Source organism: Streptomyces sp. NBC_01775, from assembly GCF_035917675.1.
Lineage (GTDB): Bacteria > Actinomycetota > Actinomycetes > Streptomycetales > Streptomycetaceae > Streptomyces.
Map to the genome: position 1 here is coordinate 3362952 of NZ_CP109104.1, position 19952 is coordinate 3382903.

The following is a 19952-nucleotide window of genomic DNA, read 5'->3' on the forward strand; positions in this document are numbered from 1 at the left end:
TGGATACCTCGGACGCTCTCCGTTATAGGCGAACCCCCGCAAAGACAGCGTAAGTTGCCGGCAACGGGCAAGGGGCGCGTTCAGCGGCGCCGAACGACGTGGCGCCAGCCGCCGGGCCGGACGCCCGCGCCACAACGCGCGCCCCAGGCCCGGTTGGCCGTCGCCCCCGGCTCGGCTCAGCTCTCGCGGTGCGACCACGCTCCGGCGAGCAGCGTGCCGTGCACCGGAAGGCGCCGCAGGACGTCGTCGCCTGCCGTGAGCGGGTCGGCGTCCAGCACGGCGAAGTCCGCGGGGTCGCCCGCGCGTACGGTGAACCGGCCCCCGGTGGAGGCCGCCAGGGCCTGGGCCACGGTGAGCCGCTGCTCCGGATGCCAGGCGGGGCGGGCGTCGTCGGTGCGGGCCACCGCGTTCGCGATGCTGAGCCAGGGGTCCAGCGGTGCCACCGGGGCGTCGGAGCCGAGCTCGATCCGGGCTCCGGCGGTGAGCATGCCCGCGTAGGCGAAGGCCCGCGCGGTGCGGCCGGGCCAGTGCTGGTCCGCCACGTCCCGGTCGTCCACCGCGTGGGAGGGCTGCACGCCGACGGTGACGCCCAGCTTCGCGAACCTGCCGAAGTCCTCGGACCGTACGAGCTGGCCGTGTTCGATCCGGCCGACGCATCCCGCCTCGGCGAAGGCGTCCAGCGTCAGCTCGTTGGCGCGGTCCCCGATCGCGTGCACGGCGGGGGTGAGGCCGTGCGCCGCCGCCCGGCGCAGCACCGCGACCAGCTCGTCCCCGACCGTCCGGGCCAGCCCGTGGGCCTCGGGATCGTCCAGAGAGATGCCGGGGTACGGGTCGTGGCACAGCGCGGTACGGGTGTTGAGCGAGCCGTCCGTGAACAGCTTCAACGGCCCGGTCTCCAGCAGCGGGCCCAGCGGACTGCCGGTGCGCAGGCCCCGGGCCAGGGCCGCTTCGAGGTATTCCGGATAGACGGCGGCTGCCACCCGCAGCGGGGGCGGGCCGACTGCCGTGCGGCGTTCCCAGTCGGTGACGTTGTCGGCGCACTCGAAGTCGATGACGCCGGTCACTCCGCGGCGTGCGGCGGCCTCGCAGGCGTCCCGCACCCAGTCGTCGAGGGTCTGCGCCGGGACGCCGGACAGCCGCGCGGTGGCGCGGATGCACGCGTCCTCCCGCAGCACCCCGGTCGGGTGTCCGCCTTCGCCGAGCAGCGCGAGGGCCGCCGAGTTGAGCCAGGCGGTGTGCAGGTCGGCACTGATCAGCAGGGCCGGACGGCCGTCCGGCAGGGCGTCGAGCAGCCGCTTGTGCGGGGCGTCCGGCCACAGCCCGTCGCGGAATCCGTAGCCCGTCACCAGTTCGCCGTGCGGCAGCGCCGCGGAGCCGTCCTGTACGGCGCGGACGGCCTCCCGGGCGGAGCCGGCGGCCGACACGTCCAGCCGGCGGCGCACGACCGCCCACTGGGCGAGGTGCACATGGGCGTCCCGCAGCCCGCGGACGAGCACCCGCCCTTCGAGGTCGGCCGAGGGGCCGCCGTCGGTACGGGCTTCCGGGGTGTGCGCGCGTACCTCGGTGACCCGCCCGTCCGCGAGCGCGACGTCGTACAGCGACGGCTGTCCGGGGAAGCGCACCCGGCGCAGGAGACGCGGCGCGGGGGTCGGTGCCGGTGCGGGGGACTCCGGTGCGGTCATGCCGGCCTCCGAGCGGTGCGCATGGCGTGGGCGAGTGCGGGGTGGGTCCAGGGCCCCTCGGGTGTCTCCAGCGCTTCGGCGACCCGGCCGGCCACCTCGGGGCTCTCGTCCTGGCTGAGCTTCGCCTTGGCCCGCACCCGGTCCGCGGCGAGCCGGAATCCGGTGACCCCGGAGGCGATCCGCTCCGCGTAGTCGCTGACTCGGGACAGCTTCCAGGGCTGCGCGAAGCGGGACTCGAAGTGGTCCACGGTCTGCTCCAGCACCTGGTACGTGCGCGCCGGGTCGAGCACCTCCGGGCGGCCGTGCAGATGGGCCACGACGAAGTTCCAGGTCGGCACGTGCGGGGTCTCCTCGTACCAGACCGGCGAGACATAGCCGTGCGGCCCCTGCACGATCACCACCACCGGGTGTGTGCCGAGCTGGTGCGAGGCGGCGTCGGTACGGGCCAGATGGCCGGTGATGACGATCCGCCCGCGCTCCTCCTCCGATGGCCCGGCCCCTGTCTCGGCCCCCGTCCCGGCCCCGTGCCCGGGTTCCTCCACGAGCACCGGCAGGTGGGAGACCACGAGGCCGTCGCCCGGCGTGTGGCTGACCAGCGTGGCCCAGGAGTGGGCGGCGATCAGGTCTCGGACGGCGACGGGATCGTCCACCTCGAAGATCTTCTGTTGCAGCAATTCGGCTCCTGTGGCGGTTTCCGTGGACAGCGGGGGCAGGAATACGGGCGGGGGCTGGGAGTCGGTACGTCAGTCGCCGGGGAAGTGGCACAGCACGGTTCCTCCGTGGGGCTGCGGCGCCGCGGCCGGCGGGTCCGTGCGGCAGATCTCCTGGGGTTTCCAGCAGCGGGTGCGGAACGGGCAGCCCTCGGGCGGTTTGCTGGGGCTGGGCGGGTCGCCCGCCAGGACGATGCGCGCTTCCCGGCCGCGGCGACGCGGGTCCGGGTCCGGGACGGCCGACAGCAGCGCCCGGGTGTAGGGGTGCGCGGGCTGCTCGAACACGGTGTCGCGGTCGGCGCGTTCGACGATGCGGCCGAGGTACATCACCGCGACCTCGTCGGCCATCTGCCGCACCACCGCGAGGTCGTGCGCGATGAAGACGATGGACAGCCCGAACTCCCGCTGGAGCTCCCGCAGCAGATTGACCACCTGGGCCTGCACCGAGACGTCCAGCGCGGACACCGGCTCGTCGCACACCAGCACCCGGGGCCGCAGTGCCAACGCCCGGGCGATCCCCAGCCGCTGCCGCTGGCCGCCGGAGAACTGGTACGGGAGGCGGCCCGCGTGCGCGGGGTCGAGGCCGACCAGTTCCATCAGCTCGCGTGCTCTGAGCGAGCGTTCGCGGGCGCCGACCGGGTCGCGGTGGATGTCCAGCGGCTCCCGTACCAGTTCCTCGGCCGTCATACGGGGATCGAGGCTGCCGTACGGGTCCTGCATCACCATCTGGATTCCGCGTCTGCGGCGGCGCCGCTCGGCGGCGGGCAGCTTCAGCAACTCCTCGCCGTCCAGCCACACCTGGCCCGCGGTCGGCCGCTCCAGCGACATCAGCAGCCGTACCAGCGTGGACTTGCCGCAGCCTGACTCGCCCACCAGACCGAGCGTGGAGCGCTCGGAGAGCGTGAGGTCGACGCCGTCCACGGCCTTGACGTCCGGGGCACGGCGGCCGAACCGGAGTCCGCGGGCGGGGAAGTGCTTGACCAGGCCGCGCGCTTCGAGCAGCGGCGGGCCCCCGGCGGCGGCTGCGGACGTGCCCTCGGTCGTGGCAGTGGTGGCGGCTGCGGTGGCAGCCGTGTTCGCGGTCTCAGGCACGGGGCGCCTCCAGCGGGTAGTGGCACGCAGCGGTGCGGCCGTCCGCTCCCGGCAGCAGCGCCGGGCGCTGGTCGAAGCAGCGTTCGCGCGCGGACGGACAGCGCGGGTGGAAGGCACAGCCGACCGGGAGGAGACCCGGCGCGGGAGGCGCGCCCGGTACCGGCACCAGCCCTCCGATCGGGGCGTCGAGCGCGGGTACGGCGTCCAGCAGACCTCGGGTGTACGGGTGGGCGGGGTGCTCGTACAGCTCGACGGCCGGGGCCTGTTCGACGATCCGCCCGGCGTACATCAGCGCCATCCGGTCCGCCGTTCCCGCGGCCAGGCCCAGGTCGTGGGTGATCAGCAGCAGGGCCGAGCGGTTCTCCTCGCGGAGCTCCTGGAGGAGTTCCATGATCTGTGCCTGCACCGTGACGTCGAGCGCCGTGGTCGGCTCGTCCGCGATGAGCACCTCGGGGCCGAGCGCGACCGCCATCGCGATCATGGCGCGCTGCCGCATCCCCCCGGAGAACTGGTGCGGGTGGTCGCGGTAGCGGCGTGCCGGGTCGGGGATGCGCACCTTGGCCAGCAGCTCCACGGCCTCGGCGCGCGCCTCCCGGCGGCTCAGCCCCCGGTGGACGCGGAGCACTTCGGCGATCTGGAAGCCGACGGTGAGGGTGGGGTTGAGCGCGGAGAGCGCGTCCTGGAAGACGGTGGCCAGATGCTTGCCGCGCCGGGCGCGCAGTGCGGCGTCCGGGAGCGTCAGCAGATCGGTGCCACGGTGCCGCGCGGTGCCGGTGACCCGGGCGGTCTCCGGCGGCAGCAGGCCCAGTACGGCCATCGCGGTGAGGCTCTTGCCGGAGCCGGACTCCCCGATCAGCGCCAGCGTCTCCCGCTCGTAGAGGGTGAAGGAGACCCCCTCCACGACGCGTTGCGCGCCACCACCGTCAGAGTGCGGCAGGTCGACGCAGAGGTCCTCGACCTCCAGCACGGGCACCGGACCCGGCTCCCGCTGGGGGTCCCGTTCGGTCTCCATGGTCACGGTCACCGGGTCCTCGGGTTCAGGGCGTCGCGCACCGTGTCGCCGAAGGCGATCAGCGCGAACACCGTGACGGACAGGAACAGGCCGGGGAAGAGCAGCAGATGGGGGTGCGCCTCGAAGGAGTTCTGCGCGGTGGCCAGTTGCAGCCCCCAGGAGATGGACGGTGACTGCATCCCCACACCGAGGAAGGTCAGCCCGGCCTCGGCGACCACCACGCTGCCCACGGTGATCGACGCGAGCACGATCACGGGGGTGAGGATGTGCGGGAGGACGTGGCGGCGGATCACCCACCAGCCGCCCGCCCCCATGCTGCGGGCCATCAGCACGTGATCGGCCTCCCGCGCCGAGCGCACCGAGGCCCGTACCACCCGGGTCATCGGCGGCCAGCCGAACATCGCCAGCACGACGGCGACGGTCGGGATGTCGCGGCTGGAGACGCCGCTGAGCACCACGATCGCGCCGAGGAGGAACGGGAAGCCCAGGAAGACGTCGGTGAGCCGGGCGATCACGCTGTCCACGATCCGGCCCGCCATGCCGGCCAGGCAGCCCAGCACCAGCGCGACGGCGAGGCTGCATCCGGTGGCCAGCAATCCGATGCCCACCGATGTTCCGGCGCCGTGCACGACGTTGGCGTACAGGTCGCAGCCTTGGGTGTCGAAGCCGAAGGGGTGCCCGGCGACCGGCCCCTGGGCGCTGCGGTCCAGGTCGCAGACGCGTGGGTCGCCGTTGCCGAACCAGCCGGCGAACAGCCCCGGCAGCGCGGCCATCACGAGCAGCAGGACCATGGCGCCGCCGGAGACGAGGAAGACGGGGCGACGGCGCAGCCGCTGCCAGGCGGAGCGCTTGGTGGGTGCGGCGAGCGTGGGCGGCGGCTCAATCACGGCGAATCCTCGGGTCCAGGAGACTGTTGAGCAGGTCCACCAGCACGCTCACGGCCAGGAAGACCAGGATCAGGGCCGTTGCCACGCCGACCACGGTCGGCCCGGTGTGCGCCTGTACAGCCTGGAAGAGCAACTGGCCGATGCCGGGAAGGTTGAAGACCCCTTCGATGATCACCGTGCCGCCGAGCAGGAACCCCAGGTCGACGGCGAGATAGGTGACGGCCGGTATGAGGGAGTTGCGCAGCACGTGCACCAGCACCGTACGGCGCCGGGAGAGGCCCTTGGCTGCCGCGGTGCGTACGTAGTCGGCGCGCAGGTTGTCCACCACCTCGGCCCGTACCAGCCGGGAGACGGACGCCAGGCCGAAGGCCGCCACGACCACAGCGGGCAGCACATAGGCGGAGGGCCAGCCGGCGCTGTCCCCGGCGACCGGGAACCAGCCCAGCCGCACCCCGAACACCACCTGCGCGGTGTAGCCCAGCACGAACACCGGAACGGAGACGGCCCCGGTGGTGAAGGCCAGCACGGCACGGTCCGTCCAGGTGCCCCGGCGCAGCGCGGCGAATACGCCGAGCGCGATCCCGACGACGGCCTCCAGAGCCCAGGCGGTCAGTGCCAGCTTGACGGTGACCGGCCAGCGGTCCGCCATCTGTTCGGCCACCGGGATGCCGGAGAAGTCGGCGCCCAGATCCCCGTGCAGGAGACCGGCCAGGTAGTGCCCGTACTGAGCGAGTACGGGCTCGTCCAGGTGGTGCTGTTCGCGCAGTGCCTTGACGACGCTCGGGGTGAGCGGACGGTCCCCGGCCATCGCGCTGACCGGGTCGCCCGGCAGCGCGTACACCATGAGGTAGATGACCAGGGTGACGCCGAAGAAGACCAGCACGGCCTCCAGCAGGCGGCGGAGCAGCAGACTGGTCATTGTGGCTGCTGCCCCTCCGTGCGGGCGTGATCGGCGGCGGCGAGCAGCGCCGCGTACTGCACCCCGGACAAGGTGGCGATGGGGAGCGGCTCGCCCATCGCGGCCCCGGACTCGGCCGCCCACTGGTCGTAGCGCTCCAGCAAGGTGGCGCGCAGCTCGCGGACCTTCCGGGTGGCGGTGCCGGCGGTGGTCTCGGCCTCCAGCGCGCGCAGCAGCATGCCGCCGAAGCGGACCCGGAGGCTGTGCATCGACTGGGCGCAGGAGTAGCACTCGGAGACGGTGGCCGGGCGCTCGGGCAACGTGGCGGCCCGCGCGGTCTCGGTGCCGCTCAGCTCGCGCAGTCCGGGCACGAAGGCACGGGAGGCGCGCAGGAAGGGCGAGGCGATGGTCAGTTCCGGCCCGGCGGCCTCCAGGATGCCTTCCAGGAACTCCCCGGCCTCCCGCAGTCCGTCCGCGCGCTGCCGCAGGACCTGGGGGTAGCTCTGGCTTCCCGGGGTGTCGTCCTCGGAGTCGGGATGCGACCAGTGCGGGACCTCGGCGACGAAGCAGAAGGTGCCGTACGCCTCGGTGTAGGCGGCGCTGGAGGCTCCGGCCAGCACCGAGGCGGGGTCGCCGCCGTGGCTCTCCAGGTAGTCGTACGCCGTGCGCATGTCGATGGCCCCGTGGATGGCGGGCGCGTACACGGGGGTGTGCGCGGCCTCCGGCTCCCCGGTGGCCAGCGGGATGCCCGCTGCGGCCGGGATCGCCGTGAGCTGGTCGTACAGCTCGGGCGCCGGGCGGTTGAGGAAGTAGTAGACGCCGCCCGCCTCGCAGTTGTGCAAGGTGGTGAGGAAGCGCGGCCGGGTGGCGTCCAGCAGCCGCATCAGGGCGAGGGTCTCGGGCAGCACCCGGTCGAAGTAGGCGTCCTTGTAGGCGAACGGGAAGGTCCACTCGACCTGTTCGTCGCCGCGCGGCCGGTAGAAGTGCCGCCCGTAGCGGTACTTGTCGGCTGGGGTCCCGAACCAGCCCTCGTTGAGCCGGGCGCCGTCCGGGTCGACGCAGGGCACGATGTGCCAGGCGGCGCCGAAGTGGGCGCGCAGCCGGTCGTCCTCGCACAGCCGGGTGGCCAGGTGGAGCGCTGTGACCGCGCCGACGGGTTCGTTGGGGTGCACGCCGCCGACCACCACGTAGTCCTCTCCGGGGCCGGTGGAGGCGGGAGTGGGCGCGGCTGCGGCTGCGGCGGGGTCCTGTCCGTCCCGGACGGTGAAGCAGTACAGCGGCTCGCCCAGCCGTGAGGTGCCGATGCGGTGTTCGCGTATGAGTCCGGGGTGCCGTTCGGCCAGGGCGCGGAAGGAGGCGAGCAGCTCGTCGACGTCCGGGTAGTGGCCGGTCGCCGGTACCGAGTGGACCTGGCCGGTCCAGGGGCCGTGCTGGTCGGCGTCCGGCGGGGAGGTACGGGGGGTGACGGTCGCCATGGTGGTGCGGTCTCTTCCTGTAGGGCGGGCGGGCCGGTTCGGATGCCGGTTCAGGTGCGGGGTGACGGCTGACGGGTTCCGGCAGGTGTCATGTCATGGCTCGACGCCGATCCCTGCGAGCCGCAGCCCGAACGGGCCGATGGAGGCGCCGGAGACCCGCTCGGTGGAGACGTACACATAACTGCCGTAGAAGAGCGGGATGGTGGGGAAGTCCTTCAGGATCCGCTTCTGCGCGTCGTTGTAGAGACGTGCCGCGCGGCCGGGGCTGGTGCTGGAGTCGGCGCGGGACAGCAGCTTGTCCACGTCCGGGTGGCTGTAGAAGCTGCACGTGAAGCAGTCGCCCGTCTTGGTGTAGATGCCGCGCAAGGTGTTCTGCATGCTGGGGTAGAGGGCGCCCCAGTGTCCGTAGAAGGGGCCGGTCACCTTCTTGCCGATGACCTTTTCGGAGAACTCCGCCCAGTCCGCTGTGGCCTGGGCGCGGGCGCCGTCGATGCCGAGGTTTTGCCGCAGCTGGTTGGCGAGCGCCTGGTAGAGGTCGTCGAGGCCCTGTCCGCCGGGGTAGGTGAGGACCATCGGGCCGTGCCAGCCGCCCGCCTTCTTCAGCAGCTTCCGGGCGCGCTCCGGGTCGTAGCGGCACTCGTCGCAGACGCCGGTCTCGGCGCCGACCTCGGCCGGTGGCACCAGCGAGCTGGCGGGGGTGTTGAGCCCGCCGGTCATCGCCTTGTCGACGGCCTTCCGGTTGATGGCCAGGGACAGTGCCCGGCGCAGGTCCGGGTCGCGGTAGCGCTTGTCGTAGAGCGGCAGGCTGAGCATCTCCATGGACGGCGCCTCGTACCTGTGCACCCGGCCGGGGAAGTCCCGGCCCACCTGGCCGAGCTTGTCGACCGGCGCCGCGAGCACATCGGTGTTCCCGGCCAGCGCGTCGGTGTAGGCGGTGCCCAGGTCCGTGTAGCTCTTGAAGGTGATGCCCGTGGCGGCGGGCTTCGGGCCCCGGTAGTCCCGGTAGGCGGTCACGGTGGCGCCCCGGTTGCGCTCCCACGCCTTCGTCATCCGGAACGGCCCGTTGCCCACCGGCTTGCGGTCATAGGCCGCCGGGTCGGTGAACGCGGACTTGGGCAGGGGGAAGAACGCACCCTGGTTGTCGGTCAGTTGATACGGGAACTGGCTGTCCGGTGCGGCGAGCGTGACCTTGAGGGTGTACCGGCCGGTGACGCGCACCCCTGACAGCCGCTTCTTCTTCGGCTTCCCCTTCGCGGGGTTGAGCGCCGCGAACCCCTCGATGCCCGAGAGCTGGCCGTTGGTGGGCCAGGCGTTCGGACCGTAGGCGGCCCGGTTCCAGGAGTCGGCGTAGCTGCGCGCGGTGACGGGTTCGCCGTTGTGGAAGGTCCAGCCGTGCCGGAGCCGGACGGTCCAGTGGCGGGAGTCCCGCGAGGTCACCGACCGTGCCTGCACATACGACAGCTTCCCCGAGTCACTCACCGTGGCGAGGGGCGCGAACAGGGCGTGTATCTGGTCCATCGAGACGACGGTGCGGCCCGGCGTGAGATGGTCCGGCTCGCCGACGGCGAGAGAGTAGCCCCCCTCGGGAGTTTGGATGCGGCTCTGCGTGGCGGCGCATCCGGTCACGGTCAACGCGGTGCAGGCAACACCCGCGACAGCGGTCTTCAGCAGGGAATATCTGCGCAAGACAGCTCCAGGGAGAGGAGGCGGACGGGCCCGCGCGGACGCTGCGGCGGGGCTCACGAGAGTGGTGCCGGTGACGCGTACCAGGGATACTGAACCGCGCTCGACAAGCCTGTCAACGAAAAAGTGCAGAACTTTTAATCTGAGATGAAATCTAGAGGAGGCCGGCATGGGGTGGGACGACCCGGTGCGGATCGGCCGCGGCGACGACGGCTGGAGCCGTGAGTCGTTCGTGGAGGAGATGGGGCTGCTGTGGGAGGCGGTGGGCAGCGCCCGCATGGACGGCCGGATCATCGGCTATCTGATCGTCACGGACGCGCCGTACGTCTCCTCCGCCCAGCTGGCCGACGCGCTGAAGGTGAGCGCGGGCTCCATCTCTCTGGCCACCCGGAGGCTGACCGAGGCGGGGTTCGTGAAGCGCCACGCGGTGCCCGGCGAACGCAGCCGGTACTTCCGGATGGAGGACGACGTCTGGGGCAGCTTCCTGGCCGGCGAGCGCCGCTTCGTGGAAGAGCAGCGGCAGTTGGGCGAGAAGGTCCTGGAGCTGCTCGGCGACGAGGAGGTGGGCCCCCGCCGCCGGCTGGAGAACATGTGCGACTACATGCGCTGGATCCAGGGCGCGCACCGCGACCTGCTGGAGGGCTGGAGCGCCTACCGCCTCGCCCAGCGCCCGGACACCGAGGCGCCGTACGCGACGGACGCGGCAGGCACGGCAGGCACGACGGACGCGGCAGGCCCGCCGCGGCACGCGCCGGGCGAGGAACAGGACGCCTCCGCACTCCCCTACGGGCGGCGGCGGTCCCTCGCGCTGGGCACGGCACTGGCGCGCAGGCTGGTCCCGGACACCCTGTGGGAGGCAGCCGCGCCGCTGCTGCCCTCCGGCGGGGACGGCGAGCGCGCCGTGTTCACCGCCGTGGTCCACGTACTGACCGCGGGGTGCGGATGGCAGCAACTGCCCGGCTACTTCGCCGTCTCCCCCGCGACCGCCCACCGGCGCTTCACCGCCTGGAGCGAAGCGGGAGTGTGGGAGGGCCTGCGGTCGGCGAACGGCAGCCCGGACCGGGACCCGGATCAGGAGTGGTGCGAGGAGATCGTCACCGCGGCACTGGAGCGCCGCCACCGTCCCGGCGGCCCCCGGGGGCTGTGACGCCTCGGTGGCGTGCCAGCCCCCAGGACCCGCTCAGAACAGGCTCAGCAGCGCCTCGGTCGGGTCGGGTGTGACGGCGCCCTCCTCGGGGCGGGGCATCTGGAACCAGACGGCCTTCCCGGTGGGCGTGCGCCTGCTGCCCCAGCCGCTGCTGAGCAGGTCGACGAGCTGGAGCCCCCGCCCTCCCTCGTCGGTGTCATGGGCGCGGCGTCTGCGCGGCTGGACCTGGCCCGCGTCCCACACCTCGCACACGAGGGTCCGATCCAGCATCAGGCGCAGCCGGATGTTGCCCTCGCCGTAGCGCAGCGCGTTGGTGACCAGCTCGCTGACCAGCAACTCGGCGGTGTCACCGAGCGCGCCCAACTGCCAGGCCGCGAGCTGCTCGCGGGCCAGCTCACGGGCGCGCGCGACGGAGCGGGGCTCGGGCGGCAGCGTCCAGTCGCCGACGTTCCCCTCGTCCAGGCCCTCGACGCGGGCGACCAACAGCGCGATGTCGTCCTCGCCGTGGTGCACGTTCAGCGTGCGCAGCACCCGGTCCGCGGTGTCCTCCAAGGGCTCGGCCGCGTCCGTCAGCGCCGAGCGGAAACGGTCCAGGCCCTCGTCCAGCGGGTGGTCGCGGGACTCGACCAGACCATCGGTGTAGAGCGCGAGCATGGCGCCGTCGGGCAGTTCGACCTCGATCTCCTCGAAGGGCTCGCCGCCCACCCCCAGGGGCACCCCCTTGGGGACCTCCAGCAGCAGCGCGGGCTCGTCGGGCTCGACGAGTATCGGCGGCAGGTGCCCGGCGTTGGCGAACGTACAGCGCCGGGAGACCGGGTCGTAGACGGCGTAGATGCAGGTGGCGAGGTAGACCTCGGACAGGTCGGTGTCGGCGCCGCGCTGTGCGCGCCGGCTGTGCCGCTTGTTGGGGGCGTCGCCCAGGCCGCGGGCGATCTCGTCCAGCGCGCCCAGCACCTCGGCGGGCTCCATGTCGGTGAGGGCCAGGGTGCGCACGGCGGTGCGCAGCTCGCCCATCGCGACGGCGGAGCGCAGACCGCGGCCCATCACGTCGCCGACGACGATGGCGGTGCGGTGGCCGGGCAGCTCGATCACGTCGAACCAGTCGCCGCCGACCTCGGTGGCCGGGTTGCCCGGCAGATAGCGGCAGGCGATGTCCAGGCCCGCCGCCTCCGGGTCGCCCGGCGGCAGCAGGCTGCGCTGGAGGATGAGGGCGCGCTCGTGCTCCCTGCGGTAGAGGCGGGCGTTGTCGATGCAGACGGCGGCGCGCGCTGCCAACTCGGCGGCCAGCGCCCCGTCCCGCTCGCCGAAGGGCTCGCTGCCCTTGGCGCGGGAGAACTGCGCCAGGCCCAGCACCCGGTCCCTGGCCACCATGGGGACGGCGAGCGTCGACTGCACGACGGCGCCGAACTGCGCGGGCACGCTGCCATCCTGGCCCTGGATGTTCTGCACCCGTCCGGTGCGCAGCGCCAGCGCGTACGGGGAGTGGTCGGCGTAGCAGTGGGTGGAGCCGACCTCGGCGGGCTGCCCGAGGTACGGCTGCGGGGCGCCGGCGCCCTCGGGGCGGTTCTCGTCGTCGGCGAGCCCGTAGCCGTAGGGCGCGTCGGAGACGGCGCTGGCGAAGGCCACTCTGCGCACCTCGCCGCGGGGCGAGCCGACGGGCCCGCGGCGGCGCCTGGGCAGTACGCCGTTGTGCGCGGCGGTGCCGACGGCCCCGTTCGCGGCGGCCCCGCTCCCGGCGGGCTCGTCGTCGGGGGCCGGGCCGACAGGGCGGGGCTCGTCGCCGGCCAGAACGTTCTCGTAGAGGTCGACCGACGCCAGGTCGCAGAACTGGGGCACCGCCACGTCCAGCAGCTCGCGGGCCGTGGTCTCCAGGTCCAGGGAGTTGCCGATCCGGGCGCCCGCGGCGTTCAGCAGGGCTAGAGCACGACGTACGTCGTCCTGCTTCCCGGCCGCCTCCACTGGGATTTCGCTCAACGCCGCCCCTTCCACTGCCGGTACTCGCCTCCGGTCCGAGCAGTGTGGCAGCCCCAGCGACCATCCGGAGCCCGCTCGTCCCGATCGCCACAAGTTCTCTTGTCACGACGAGGCAATATGCGCGTTCCCCCGTCGTCCACGGGGGGTCACCCCTCTCTCCTAACCAGCGAACGCGGTGTCGAACCTCAGTAGTGCGCGGACGTCCCAGACCGTCCGCACACCCGATCCGCGCCTCCCCACGCCACCCCGCTCCTCCCCTTTATGTCTGCTCAGGGCAATCCCAGTTCGAACCACACGGTCTTGCCTTCAGGACCGTGACGAGTACCCCAACGGCGCGCTTCACTCGCAACGAGCTGGATTCCTCTGCCGCCTTCCTGCTCCTCGGTGACGGTGCGCTCCCGTGGCGGCTCGGAAAGCGGGTCGGACACCTCCACGATCAGCACTCCCTCGCGCCCCACCTCGTCGGGCCGCGCGTCCCGTACCATCCGGACACCGATGGGGCCGCTCGCATACCGCAGCACGTTGGTGACCAGTTCACTCACCAGCAGTACTCCGGTGTCCTCCAGCGCCATGAGGTCCCACTCCCGCAGCGTCTCCCGCACGGCCTCCCGCGCGCGGCGCACGGCATAACTGCCGGTGGAGAACGACCAGGAAGCGGCGGTGTCGCCGGGCAGCCCGCCCAGCCGCGCCATCAGCACCGCGACGTCGTCGCCGGTACTGAGCTGACCGGCGTGGCCGCCCTCCCTGCGCAGCGAGCCGAGCAGCGCGTCGCAGGCTTCCTCGATGTCGCCGCAGGCGGTGTCGGTGGTGACGGGGGTGGCGGGGGCCTGCTCGTCGGGGAGCACGGGATCATCGGCCAGCAGGGCACGGACCCGGTCGATCCCGACGGTGATGTCCTCCTCCCGCTTCTCCACGAGCCCGTCGGTGTAGAGGACCAGCACGCTCCCCTCGGGGACCTCCCTCTCGACCGCTTCGAAGCCGCCGCCGGCCTGGGGACCGGTGACGCTGCCGATCCCCAGCGGGGTCCCGGACGGCAGGTCGAGCGCGTCGGCCCGGCAGCGCCCGTCCTCCCTGGTGACCAGCAGCGGCGGCACATGTCCGGCGGACGCCATGGTCAGCAGCCCGCACCGGCTCCCGGCCGAGGTGGGCGCCGGCTCATATACGGCGTACAGGCAACTGGCCATCACCGGGTCCTCGGGCCCGTGCGCGAGGTCGTCACTGATGTCGCTGACGCGGGCCAGCAGCTCGTCGGGCGGCAGGTCGAGCCCGGCGAGGGTCCGCACGGCCGTGCGCAGCCGCCCCATGGTGACGGCGGCGTGCAGCCCGTGGCCCATCACGTCACCCACCACGAACGCGACCCGGCCGCCGGGCAGCGGGATGACGTCGAACCAGTCGCCGCCCACCTCCGTACCGCTGCTGCCGGGCACATAGCGGTAGGCCAGCGCGACACCGGGAGGCTCGGGGACGTGCTGAGGCAGCAGGGAGCGCTGGAGCATCAGCGCTCCCTGGCGCTCGCGCGCGTAGAGGCGGGCGTTGTCCAGGGAGGTACCGGCGCGGTCGGCCAGCTCCATGGCGAGCACGAGGTCGTCGTGGTCGAAGGGCTCGCGCGCGTCGGCCCTGGAGATGACGAGCAGCCCCAGCACGATGCCGCGCGCCCGCAGCGGCACGGCCATCAGCGAGTGGACGCCCAGGTCGAGGGTGGCCGTCACCTTGGGGTCGCCGTTGCGGGTCGCCCGCAGGATGTCGTCGCGGCCGGTGACGAGCTGGGGCTCGCCGGTGTCCAGGGCGCGGCCGATGAAGGAGTCACGCTCGTAGACGGTCTCGTCGGTGAGCTGGAGCAGCCGCTCGACGCTCTCGTCGTCATGACGGGCGGCCACGCCGTGCTGGTAGACGGGTGTGCCGACGGAGATGACGGGGCTGGGCAGGTCGCCGCCGCTGGAGACCTCGCCGCGCAGCAGCACGCCGGAGTAGTCGGCGAAGCGGGGCACGAGCGCGGAGGCCAGCGCCTGGGAGACAGCGCCCACATCCAGCCGGTCTCCGAGCGCCACCCCGACGTTGTCCAGCAGCGCCAGCCGCTCGCGGGCCGCCTCGACGTTGTTGACCGCCTCCAGCCGCTCAGTGATGTCCATGATCGTGCAGCTCACCCCGAGCACCTCACCGTTGCGGTCGGTGAGCCTGCTGTAGGAGACGGAGCGCGAGCCGTGGCCGTCGGGGGCCGGCATCACCATGTCGACGACGGGGCGCCCGGTGTCCAGGACCGTCTGCTGGACCTGGAGGACCTCCTCGGCCATGGCGGGAGGCAACAGGTCGGCGACGGTGTGGCCGACGAGCATGTCGTTGGGAGCCTGATTGAGCGTGATCAGTGCCTGGTTGAAGCGCACGAAACGCTTCTCGGTGTCGAACAGGGCGATGCCCAGCGGCGAAGCGGCGAACAGGCCGTCCAGCGCGGCCAGGTCGTGCTCGACGGCCCGCACCCGGCTGGTCTCCACGATGTTCGCGAGCACGAACGGGTGGTGCTCGGTGTCCCGCAGCAGGGCGGCCCGGCCCTCGAACTCGACCAGGCGCCCGTCGCGGTGTCTCAGGTGCATGATGCCCCGCCAGCGGTGGGTGCGCCCGAGCGTGTTGCGGATCCGGCGGTCGGCGTCCCCGCCCTCGATGATCTCCTGGATCGGCCGGCCGATGATCTCCTCTGCCGACCAGCCGAGGATCTCCTCGGTCATCGGGCTCCACAGCAGGACATCCCCCTGGCCGTCGAGCATGACGATTCCGACGCGGAGGGTGTCGAGGAGCGTGGTCGGCTTCTCGGCGGGTTCGGTGCTCACGCGGCCCACACCCCTGATCGGACAGCAGGCTTGAACGGAATCTCCGGTCAAGATGGACCAATTATCCATAAATCCGATACAACGCGCGATCAGGTCCCGCCCGGCGCCGCCGGATGCGGCAGGGCTCACCCGGAACGGCGAGGCTACGCTCCGTAGCTGCCCTCGCTCGCGCGGTCGCGGTGCTCCACCACATAGCCGTCCGCGACCCCGTTGCGCCGGCCGCCCAGCCGCTCCGCGAGATGCTGGGCCTCGGCGCGGGTGGCGTAGCTGCCGACGCGATAACGGTTGCCGTGGCCGTCCTGGCGTATGAGCTGCCAGGGCAGCACCGCGTCGCTGTCGCCGCTCACACTTCGCATATGCCGGACCTTACGCCCGACCCTCACTCAGCGCATTCAGCTTGACACAATGAGACAGATTTTTCGGCCACACGTTCGCCCCGGCCCTCGGGGAGGACCGGGGCGCCCGACTTCGCCAGACGGTGAGGGCGGGCAGTTCAGCCGGTGAGGGTCTACTTCACCGGAAGGTGGTACGCGATCCGGAAGCGGTCGGCCGGCGCCACCACATCCGCCGTCTCCACGGCGCGTTTGCCCGCGAAGTAGGTGCGCGAGACCACCAGCACGGCGTGCCCCGGCACCCCGCCCAGGGCGTTCATCTCCTCGGCGCGGCCCGGCCGGCTGCCGACCTCCTCGGTGACGTTGTCCACCACCAGGTCGATCGCCGCCATCCGCTCCACCACTCCCCTGCCGCCCAGCGGGCCCTCCTCGGGGAGCATCACGGGCGTGCGGCCCGTCACCGTCAGGGGCTCCCAGGAGGTGGAGAGCATCGCCGGGTCGCCCTCCACGCGGAACACATAGCGGGTGCGCATCACGCGCTCGCCCGGCTCGATGGCCAGCCGCTCGGCGATGCCGGGTGAGGCGTCCTCCTGCTCGCTCTGCGACTCCCAGCTGCCCTGGACCCGCTCGTCGGACTGCTCCTGACGGAAGGGGGTGCACTCACCGATCGAGCGGTATCCCGTCCGGGCGATACGGCGGGGCAGCGGGACCTCGCGGACGTACGTCCCCGAACCCGAGCGGCCCTCGACCAGCCCCTCGGCCATCAGCACCTTGCGGGCCTCCAGCGCGACGGTGTCCGAGACGCCGTACTCCTCCCGGATGCGGGCCTGCGAAGGGAGACGCGCGTGCGGCGGCAAGGAGCCGTCACTGATCTTCTTGCGCAGGTCTCCGGCGACTCGCAGATATGCGGGCTGCTCACCGAATGGCACGTGTGCCCTCCCCGTTCCGGCACTCGGTCCCGGCACTTCTACGTTCCGGCACGCTCGACAGGTTGACAGTCAGCAACAGCTTGGCAACACAGGGTTGTTGGCCGCAACAATCGGCCAAAGTTTCACCCGATGTGATGAGTTGCTGCTCAGGGGGCGCACAAGCATCACGGCGGGGCCACATTCCCCTCCGGCGAAACGGTCCTGCGCGGGGCGCACGCCTTGAGCCGCACTGCCCGCGGCCGTCACTCCACTCCGGGAGCTCCGGGGGTTCCGGGGGCCGGATCGGTTCCGGGGGCCCGGTCGGTCCTGGGGGCCCGGGGATCGCCGTCGGGGGCCATCGTGAACAGCACCATGGTGGCGCTGACCCGTACGGCCCCCTCGGTGCCGGGCGGGAGCGCGTGGGCGTGCAGGTCCTCGCCGAGCTTGTCGGCGCGGTCCTTGATGTCCTCCCAGACGGCGGGCTCCAGCCAGACCTCCGCGTCGGTCATCCGGCCCGCGTCGGCCGTGTCCCGCTGGGCCGTACGCCGCCGCAGCTCCTCGCCGAGCGCCGTCGCCAGCGCGAGATACGCCTCGACGCCGGCTCCCTGGGGCATGCCCTGGCCCACCCGCTCCCCGCTGTCGGGGTCGTGGCGGTAGCGCTTGGCCGTACCGCCGCGCACCGGCACCTCGCCCGCCGCATCGACCAGCCCGGCCGCGTGCAGTCTGCGCAGGTGGTAGCTGACGTTGGCCTGCGACTGACCCAGGACGCGGGCCGCCTCGGCCGCGCTGTACGCCTTGCCGGTCAGCAAGGAGAGCAGCCGCAGCCGCAGCGGATGCGCCAGCACGCGCAGGCCGGCGACGCCGGAAGAGGGCTGGGACTCTGACACGGGGCCAGTGTGCCGCAGGTGAGGGCGCCGAGGTGCCCCGGCCCCGCAGCGCTCAGGCTCGTTCCGGCTGGGACTCGGGCCCGGGACTGGAGTCCGGCTCCGGCGATCCGGCCTTCGGCGTGGGCACGCTCGTGGTCGTCAGCTCGCGGACCTGGCGGCTGCCCAGCGCGGCCACTGTCACCACGGCGACCAGCGCCGTCCCGCACAGCAGCGTCGTCCGTGTGCCGAACCGCTCGGCCAGCGGGCCCGCCAGCATCTCGCCCAGCGGCAGGGCGAGAAAGGAGCCGAGCGCGTCGTAGGAGTAGACGCGGGCGAGCTTGTCCTGTGGGACGTTCTCCTGGAGCGAGAGGTCCCAGGCGACGCCGAACTGTTCGATGGCGATGCCGTTGACGAACATCGCCACCAGCAGCACCACCACGTCCGCCGACTGCGCGAGCGCGACCAGCGGCAGCGCGTCCAGCGCGACGACGGCGACGCCGATGCGCAGCGCGTGCCGAGCCCGCGAGCGGGCCACCAGCAGCCCGCCGGCCAGCGCGCCCGCCATCTGGGTGGCCAGTACGAAGCCCCAGGCCGTCCGCCCGAACGTGTCGTCGGCGACCGTCGGGCCCAGCACCTGGAGGCCGCCGGCGGCCACCGCGTTCACGACGAAGAACTGGAGCACCACCACCCACACCCATGTGCGGGAGACGAACTCCCGCCAGCCGTCGCGCAGGTCGCGCCACGGGTGCGCGGGCCCGGCGGACTTCCGTGCGCCCGCGACCGGTTCGCGGCCCGCCAGGCGGTAGGCGAAGGCCGCGCCGAGGAAGGCGGCCCCGTTGAGGACCATGCCCCAGCCGGGCCCGGCGAGGGCCGCCAGCAGCCCGCCGAGCGACGTCCCCGCGATCATGCCGGTGTTCACACCCATACGGGACAGCGCGTTGGCGGGCCGCAGCTCGCCCGGCGGCACGGTCAGCGGGATCAGCGCGGCCGAGGCCGGGATGGAGACGGCCGCCGCCGCGCCCTGCACCACGCTGAGTACCACCAGGCCGCCCATCGGCGCCCGGTCGGTGAGCACCGCCAGGCCCACCCCGGCCTGGACGAGCGCCGCGGCCAGCGCGGCCCCCTGGAGCACGACCGCACGGGGCAGCCGGTCGGCGAGCAGCCCGCCGAACAGCAGCAGGACCACGTTGCTCACCGAGCGGGCACCGACGACTAGGCCCACGTCGACGGCCGAGCCGCCCATGTCGAGCACCGCGAAGGCCAGTACGACGGGAGCCATCGAGTTCCCGAAGAACGTCATCGCCCGTCCGAGCGCGAGCCCGCGGAAACCTCGATGTCTCAGGGTGCCTCGGAGGGAGCCGCGCAGCGGGGCGCGGTCGGAGTCGGAGTCGGATCCGGTATCGGCCACACGGTGAGTGTGCGGCACGGAGCCCCCGACCGTCAAACAGTTCTTTGGGGGATCCTTTGAGGATCCATCGGGAGACCCTTTGGGAGACGCAGACCGCCTCCGTGGGTGACATGACAAGCGGATATGCCGGTAGCGTGCGTCGGAGATCGTCACGCGGCGGCTGCCACCGCCCGGGGCGGTGGCACACGCGAACAGGAGGCGAGCATGGACCGGACACCGGCGGGCTGGGTACTGGACGAGACGTTCGAGACGCCGGACGGGACCCTGCGCTGGGCCACCTTCGGCAGCGGGGACCCCGTCGTGCTCGTGCACGGCACCCCGTACTCGTCGTTCCTGTGGCGCGACATCGCACCCGCGCTCGCCCGCACCCGGCAGGTCTTCGTCCTCGACCACCTCGGTTTCGGACAGTCCGAACAGCGGGCCGGCCAGGACCTCAGCCTGGCCGCCCACGGCCGCACCTTCGCCCGCCTGCTGGAGCACTGGGGGCTGAGGGAGCCAAGCGTCGTCGCCCACGACATCGGCGGGGCCGTCGTGCTGCGGGCCCTGCTGCTGGAAGGCGCCCGCTACCGCGACCTCACCCTCTTCGACGCCGTGAGCGGGGGCGCGTGGGAACGGGGCCTCTTCCAGCTCATGCTGGAACACCCCGATGTCTTCCACCAACTCCCCGGCTACGCCCACGAGGCGCTGGTCACCAGCCACCTGCGGCACGCCACTCACGTCGGCCTGCGGCCCGACGTCCTCGACGCGTACCTCGCGCCCTGGCGCGGCGCCGAGGGACAGGCGGCGTACTACCGGCAGTACAGCCAGATCCGGCAGGCGGACACGGAGGAGTACGAGCCTCTGCTGGGCGGGCTGACGCTGCCGATGCGTATCGTCTGGGGCCGCGAGGACCGCATCCTGCCGCCGCCGTACGCGGAGTGGCTGCACACCAGGGTTCCGCACGCGGAGCTGTCCTGGGTCGAGGGCGCGGGCCACCTCCTCCAGGAGGACGCACCCGCACGGCTGCTGGCCCATCTGACGGCGGGTTTCCCGACAGAAGGCTGAGCGGGGCTGTCC

At 72.6% G+C, this 19952-nt stretch carries 16 protein-coding genes; 2 read left to right on the forward strand and 14 right to left on the reverse strand.

The features are described 5' to 3' along the window. Positions 1 to 176 precede the first annotated feature (176 nt). The 8 genes from OHB04_RS14965 to OHB04_RS15000 all read right to left on the reverse strand — a co-directional run bounded on the left by OHB04_RS14965 (position 177) and on the right by OHB04_RS15000 (position 9442). Positions 177 to 1682: an amidohydrolase gene (locus OHB04_RS14965; protein WP_326807599.1), complete on the reverse strand. Its 1506-nt coding sequence runs from the start codon at positions 1680 to 1682 to the stop codon at positions 177 to 179. Further along, positions 1679 to 2356 (reverse strand): FMN-binding negative transcriptional regulator, encoded by a 678-nt coding sequence (locus OHB04_RS14970; RefSeq protein WP_326807600.1) that lies wholly within the window; start codon positions 2354 to 2356, stop codon positions 1679 to 1681. Before OHB04_RS14970 ends, OHB04_RS14965 begins: the two co-directional genes overlap by 4 nt. Positions 2357 to 2425: 69 nt before the next feature. Beyond that, positions 2426 to 3484, reverse strand: coding sequence for an ABC transporter ATP-binding protein (locus tag OHB04_RS14975; protein ID WP_326807601.1), 1059 nt, complete (start codon positions 3482 to 3484; stop codon positions 2426 to 2428). Then, entirely contained in the window at positions 3477 to 4496 is a 1020-nt protein-coding gene (locus tag OHB04_RS14980) for an ABC transporter ATP-binding protein (RefSeq protein ID WP_326692750.1), read from the reverse strand. The genes OHB04_RS14975 and OHB04_RS14980 overlap by 8 nt, the downstream gene beginning before the upstream one ends. Positions 4497 to 4504: 8 nt before the next feature. After that, positions 4505 to 5383 (reverse strand): ABC transporter permease, encoded by an 879-nt coding sequence (locus OHB04_RS14985; protein WP_326688180.1) that lies wholly within the window; start codon positions 5381 to 5383, stop codon positions 4505 to 4507. Continuing rightward, on the reverse strand, positions 5376 to 6302 hold the full coding sequence (locus OHB04_RS14990; RefSeq protein ID WP_326688181.1) for an ABC transporter permease: 927 nt from the start codon (positions 6300 to 6302) through the stop codon (positions 5376 to 5378). Before OHB04_RS14990 ends, OHB04_RS14985 begins: the two co-directional genes overlap by 8 nt. After that, positions 6299 to 7756: a M14 family zinc carboxypeptidase gene (locus tag OHB04_RS14995; protein WP_326807602.1), complete on the reverse strand. Its 1458-nt coding sequence runs from the start codon at positions 7754 to 7756 to the stop codon at positions 6299 to 6301. The genes OHB04_RS14990 and OHB04_RS14995 overlap by 4 nt, the downstream gene beginning before the upstream one ends. Positions 7757 to 7849: 93 nt before the next feature. Next, positions 7850 to 9442 carry a peptide ABC transporter substrate-binding protein gene (locus tag OHB04_RS15000; RefSeq protein WP_326807603.1) on the reverse strand — a complete coding sequence of 531 codons (1593 nt, stop codon included), beginning with the start codon at positions 9440 to 9442 and terminating at the stop codon, positions 7850 to 7852. A gap of 166 nt (positions 9443 to 9608) precedes the next feature. Between OHB04_RS15000 and OHB04_RS15005 the strand changes: the two genes are divergently transcribed. After that, complete coding sequence (locus tag OHB04_RS15005) at positions 9609 to 10586, forward strand: transposase (protein WP_326807604.1); 978 nt, start codon at positions 9609 to 9611, stop codon at positions 10584 to 10586. 33 nt (positions 10587 to 10619) lie between these two features. Here the strand turns inward: OHB04_RS15005 and OHB04_RS15010 are convergent, their stop codons facing one another. The 6 genes from OHB04_RS15010 to OHB04_RS15035 all read right to left on the reverse strand — a co-directional run bounded on the left by OHB04_RS15010 (position 10620) and on the right by OHB04_RS15035 (position 18896). Next, a complete protein-coding gene (locus OHB04_RS15010) occupies positions 10620 to 12560 on the reverse strand; it encodes an ATP-binding SpoIIE family protein phosphatase (RefSeq protein ID WP_326807605.1) in 1941 nt (646 codons plus the stop codon). A gap of 269 nt (positions 12561 to 12829) precedes the next feature. Beyond that, positions 12830 to 15382, reverse strand: a complete 2553-nt coding sequence (locus OHB04_RS15015) for a SpoIIE family protein phosphatase (protein ID WP_326688186.1) — start codon at positions 15380 to 15382, stop codon at positions 12830 to 12832. A gap of 143 nt (positions 15383 to 15525) precedes the next feature. Beyond that, entirely contained in the window at positions 15526 to 15738 is a 213-nt protein-coding gene (locus tag OHB04_RS15020; RefSeq protein ID WP_326688187.1) for an SPOR domain-containing protein, read from the reverse strand. A 152-nt stretch (positions 15739 to 15890) separates the two neighbouring features. Further along, positions 15891 to 16643 carry a GntR family transcriptional regulator gene (locus OHB04_RS15025; RefSeq protein WP_326688188.1) on the reverse strand — a complete coding sequence of 251 codons (753 nt, stop codon included), beginning with the start codon at positions 16641 to 16643 and terminating at the stop codon, positions 15891 to 15893. A gap of 242 nt (positions 16644 to 16885) precedes the next feature. Further along, a complete protein-coding gene (locus OHB04_RS15030; RefSeq protein WP_326807606.1) occupies positions 16886 to 17509 on the reverse strand; it encodes an ArsR/SmtB family transcription factor in 624 nt (207 codons plus the stop codon). Positions 17510 to 17561: 52 nt separating this feature from the next. Beyond that, positions 17562 to 18896, reverse strand: a complete 1335-nt coding sequence (locus tag OHB04_RS15035; RefSeq protein WP_326807607.1) for an MFS transporter — start codon at positions 18894 to 18896, stop codon at positions 17562 to 17564. A 204-nt stretch (positions 18897 to 19100) separates the two neighbouring features. On the opposite strand from OHB04_RS15035, the gene OHB04_RS15040 reads away from it, so the two are divergent. Beyond that, positions 19101 to 19940, forward strand: a complete 840-nt coding sequence (locus tag OHB04_RS15040; RefSeq protein WP_326688191.1) for an alpha/beta fold hydrolase — start codon at positions 19101 to 19103, stop codon at positions 19938 to 19940. Positions 19941 to 19952: the final 12 nt, after the last annotated feature.